The organism is Prevotella sp. AM34-19LB, assembly GCF_003468525.1.
Taxonomy (GTDB): Bacteria; Bacteroidota; Bacteroidia; order Bacteroidales; family Bacteroidaceae; genus Prevotella.
Genome location: NZ_QSIG01000088.1, coordinates 1 through 5,074 on the forward strand (window position 1 = coordinate 1; position 5,074 = coordinate 5,074).

Annotated in this window: 2 protein-coding genes and 1 pseudogene; all 3 read right to left on the bottom strand. The window is 43.6% G+C overall.

The features are described from left to right. A pseudogene (locus DW830_RS15060) lies at nucleotides 1-1,160 on the bottom strand (carboxypeptidase-like regulatory domain-containing protein); the annotation flags it as partial. 187 nt (nucleotides 1,161-1,347) lie between these two features. Then, nucleotides 1,348-2,640 carry an ATP-binding protein gene (locus DW830_RS15065; RefSeq protein ID WP_119250456.1) on the bottom strand — a complete coding sequence of 431 codons (1,293 nt, stop codon included), beginning with the start codon at nucleotides 2,638-2,640 and terminating at the stop codon, nucleotides 1,348-1,350. 323 nt (nucleotides 2,641-2,963) lie between these two features. Next, nucleotides 2,964-4,895, bottom strand: coding sequence for an outer membrane beta-barrel protein (locus DW830_RS15070; RefSeq protein ID WP_119250457.1), 1,932 nt, complete (start codon nucleotides 4,893-4,895; stop codon nucleotides 2,964-2,966). Nucleotides 4,896-5,074 lie beyond the last annotated feature (179 nt).

The window sequence follows — 5,074 nt, forward strand, 5'->3', positions numbered from 1 at the left end:
CTATGGTTGTCGCTGCGCGAATCACTGATACTTCTACCGAAGATATTGCCTGTAGAGGCAAAATTCTCCTGCGAACTGTGGGTCAAGTCATGCGTATTGTCCCAAGCAACCGTTACGTTTCCACGCTCTCTTATCATCTGACTCTTCGATGACGTATTAAAGTCAACGCCCACCTGGCGGGTAGTTTTCTGTCCCTGCGGACTGTTGGAAGGCGTCCAGTCGCCCTGACTTCCCGGTCGTCTTGTTTCGTTCGTGTTATTCAGGTTGCCAAATACCGAGATTCGTGAATTGTCAGTGTAGTAGAGTCCGAAGAGACGAGCCAGATAGCGGTCTTCGCTACCCCCGGCAGCCTCCATGTTGGCGATGTATCCACGGGAGTACTCACGCTTCAGGGCCACATCCATCACATAGTCTTTCTTCTCCATTTCCTTACCCATGAGTCGGCTTTTTTCTGAAGAACGGTCATACACCTTCAGTTCCTTTACGGTATAGTAAGGAAGGTTGTCAAGCATCACCTGGTTCTTTCCCTTGAAAAAGTCTTTTCCGTTGAGGAGCAGATAATCTATCTTTTTGCCGTTCACGTAAATATCGCCATTACTCTTCATTTCAGCTCCCGGCATCTGTCTTATAAGAGCGTCGAGCATGGAGCCATCAGGCACATTGAATGCGCTGGCGTTAAAGACAAGCGTATCGCCACGGTAAGCCAGCTTCACCTTGGTACCTGTCACCACCACGTCGTCGAGGGCAACATCCTGATTGAATTTCTTCTTGAGCAAAAGCGAAGGGAATGAGAATTCTTTATTGCGTGCAATATATTTAATGGTATGATTGATGCACTTCGTCTCATAGCCATCACACTCTGCCTTGATGATATAAGTAGCGGGACGTGCAGGAACACGGGTAAAATAGAAGAGGCGTTTTCCCCTTCCTCTCGTAGTCATGGTATCTATCACGTTGCTGTCCTTGTCCATCACCGTGACAAAAGCCTTCAGATAGGCTTGGGTAAACGAATCTTTCACGTCACCATAAACTTCCACTGTATGCTCTTTCTTTTTCTTTTCTTGCTGTTGCTGCAGATTGTACAGATTGTGCTGATTGCCATAAGCATAATTTGGCAATACAGCCATCAAAAACAAGAAAATCAAGTTAATAGATTTCATATTTTACCATTTTAGTTATTATTCACCACATTCTTTCACCTACAGTATTGCCCCCATCAGGCAGCCAATATACTGATAGATTTTGCAAAGATACAGTTTTTATGTTAGAATGTAGTATAATAATCTGCATTTTAATCTTTTTTATTTTTTATAAGCTCCCCATGGATATGAGTAGTTACTTTATATTTTATCCGAATACTGCAGATACGGAATATAATGGATAATTGGCAAGCCAATCCTGCTCTCTGTAAGGTGACATGGATAGGCGCATACCTTTCAATCCCTGATTGCGCTCCACAAACACCCTCAGACTCTTAGCCTGTAAATTCTCCTCAGCCTTGACTTCTATCGGAATGATTCTTTCCTCATCCTGCACCAGGAAATCTATTTCACCACGTGAATTTTCTGCCGACCAATAATAGATAGACAAGGAAGATTTCTCCTTCAGCTGCTGCAGAACATACTGTTCTGTCAGCGCCCCCTTGAAATCAGAAAACAGCACATTTCCTTCCAGCAAGCTTTGGGCAGGAATATTGCTCATAGCTCCCATCAGTCCGACATCAGACAGGAATAACTTGAAAGCTGAGAAATCCTCGTATGCAGCCAATGGCAACAGGGCTTTCTTGCAGCGGTTTACCTTATAAATCAGTCCAGCATCTTTCAACCATTCGATGGCGAGCTCAAAATCCTTTGCTCTGGCTCCTTCCTTCACGGCACCATAGATGAACTTCTTGTTTTCCTTAGCGAGTTGGGATGGAATGGATTTCCATACCATTCGGATACGAGGAACTTCTATAGCAGGGGCATGTTTGGAAAAATCACGCTCATACGCTTCAAGGATTCCTTTTTGAATGCTTCTGACTTTAGACAGATTCCCCTCACTGGCAAAAGACTGGACTACAGCCGGCATTCCCCCTACCAGATAATACTGTCGCATGCATTCTTCGAATTTATTCCGGAACATGGTTATCATATTCCAATCCTTTGACATGAGCAGTTCTACCATACGGCTTTCACCGATTGCATCCAGAAATTCAAAGAATGTAAGGGGATATAAATGCATGAAATCTACTTTACCTACAGGAAAAGAGTCATTCTGATGCATTGCTATTCCGAGCAACGAACCTGCAGCTACGACATGATATTGAGGTGCTTTTTCTGCAAAATACTTTAATGCAGTGATACCCCTGGGCGCTTCTTGTATCTCATCAAGGATAATAAGTGTATCTTCGTCTATAGAAACACCTGTACTCCATTGTATGCTATTAATAATGCGGGGGATATCAAAGTCATGAGCAAAAACTTCCCGGAGCATTTCATTGTCTTCGAAGTTTATATACGCACTACGGGTATAGGCCTCTTTGGCAAATTCCTGCATCAGCCAGGTTTTGCCAACTTGGCGGGCTCCAAGCATGATCAATGGCTTTCGGTCGTTGCTTGCTTTCCATTGATATAGGTATTTGATGGCATTTCTCTTCATAACTATCTGATTATTTGATGTTTCTGAGTGCAAAGATACATTTTTTATTTCAAATAGGACAAAAAGTCGTCCTTAAAAATGTATAAAACCACAAAAAGTCGTCCTTAAAAGTGTGGAAAATCACAAAAAGTCGTCCTTAAAAGTGTATTTATATCATACATCTAACAAAATCAATGGAACAGAAACTGATAGGAAGAGAAGCAGAACAAACATAGCGACATCGTACAGAAACAGATTACAATGAATGATTTGTTTATTTAAAAGATAACCCCTAAAAGGAAAGGGTGTGGCTCATGCCACACCCCATCTCAAAACTCCCACACTTACTTCTTACTCTTCGGCGCCTTGCTGAATTTATACATCAAATGCACCATCGCATAGCTTGGCAGGGTATTGTTCCATTTCTCGGTCTTGCCCTGTCCGCCCACCTCATACACGGTGCTCGAGAGATTCTGAAGAATATCAAAAGCCTCCGCCTTCAGCGTCAGCTTGCCTTTGCAGAACGAACGGGATAGCGAGGCATTCCATACCAGATCACTGGTATTAAACGATTTCTCGCTGTAACCACGCCTGCAATATTCCTTCAGGTCGGTAGAGAGCGAAATGCCTAGAGGCAAGGTGTAAGTCATGTTGCCACCATACTCAAAATCATAGGCATTCAATTTTTCAAAATTGCTGCGGTCGCTGGTACCATGCTTCCACTCCACCTTTCCACCCAAGTTGATGCTCAACTTGTCTTTCTGATACTTGAAGTACAAACTGTTTCCCAACTCGGTTCTGAGCACATAGCAAAGCTGAGTAGAGTTATCATCGTAAGCAATATCAAAATCCTTGCGGCGCAAACCGTTAAACCACAGACGATAATCCAGACGGAACAATCTTGCCTTGTCTAGAGCCACACCATAAGAGGTCGTTGTCCAGAAATCCCAGTTGCCGCCACCACCAATATTATCACTCATATAGGTGTAGCCACCCGTCTGCGAATTATAAGTAGTGCGGGTACCCACAAGATTGTGATAGAAATTACCCGTAGCGAAGAATCCCACATACTGCTGATTCTTGAGTCCGTTGAAACGGATGTTTGCTTCATAATGATGATACAGCGAATTCTCCAGGTCCGGATTGTTCACCCTCACCGCCAGCGGATTCGAATTGTCTCTGTATGGCATGATGCTGAAGAAATCAGGCGTCTGGCTCTGCATATAATAAATTAAGCTAATAGACTTCTTATCGTCATTACAATCGTACATAAGCGAAGGCTTGAATACCACACGTCTTCTTTTGGCTATCGTGTCGAGAGCCGATGTGTGGTAATTGAGACGCTCCTTTTCTTCAGAAATGCTCAACGACAGAGCCAGGAACGAAGAAGGACCATTTCTTTGGAATACAAGTTCACCACCCGTATTCTTTTTCAGCGTTTGATAGCTTCTGCTCACATCCTCGTCTATCACCCCCGAAAGCTGCTCCATGTTAGAAGGCAGCGTAGCAAACGTCAGTTCCGGATTGGATATCCAGTCGCCGCCCAGCTCATCCAGACGGTATTTCAAGCCCTTTACCGATTGATAGGATTGCTCAAAATCTGGGCCAACCCACACCGTCCATTTAGTATATGGAATTTCTATTCCATACTCAAAGCTGCCCCTTATATTATAGCTGTTCGATCTGCTATCGTTGTAATAGTTACGCAAGTCCTTCTCGCCAGTCTTGAAATACTCATTGCGGTTCAGGCTGAAAGACTCGTTTGGCTTAGAGCTGGCATAGCTTCCACTCAAGATCAGTTCGATTCTATCACCCCAAGGCAGCTTATACCACGCCAGAGCTCGCTGACTACCTGTAAAAGCATGCACTTTAGAGCGTGATTGATAGAGCGAACGGTTGGTGATGATGTCGTACAGGCTGCCACTTACATTCTGTGCAAAGGTAGAATCGATGGTCTGACTGATATCACCCCATCTTTCAGGGTTGGCAGAATAGGTAGCACTACGGTTTGACGATGAAGATTTTCTGTCGGAGTAGTCGATACGGGTATCCAGCCCAAAACCCAACGTTCCCTTCACCTGGAAGTTATTATAGAGGTTGAAACTATGGTTATCGCTGCGCGAATCATTGATACTTCTACCGAAGATATTGCCGGTAGAGGCAAAATTCTCCTGCGAACTGTGGGTCAAGTCGTGCGTATTGTCCCAGGCAAACGTAACGTTTCCCAGCTCACGTTTTTTCTGACTCTTTGATGACGTATTAAAGTCAACGCCCACCTGGCGGGTAGTTTTCTACCTCAGTTCGGGATAAGAAATAGTGCCTAAAAAAGTTGGTAATCTCCGATATTTTTTGTATCTTTGTAGGTGAAATCCAATTAGTTACAAACATAAAAAGATATCATTATGGAGATTACCAAGGACAAAGTTACAGAATTATTTTGTATTATTGATGAATT

What these genes read in the sequence shown, in the direction of transcription:
- DW830_RS15065 (WP_119250456.1), bottom strand. Translation starts at nt 2,640, where the DNA reads ATGAAGAGAAATGCCATCAAATACCTATATCAATGGAAAGCAAGCAAC.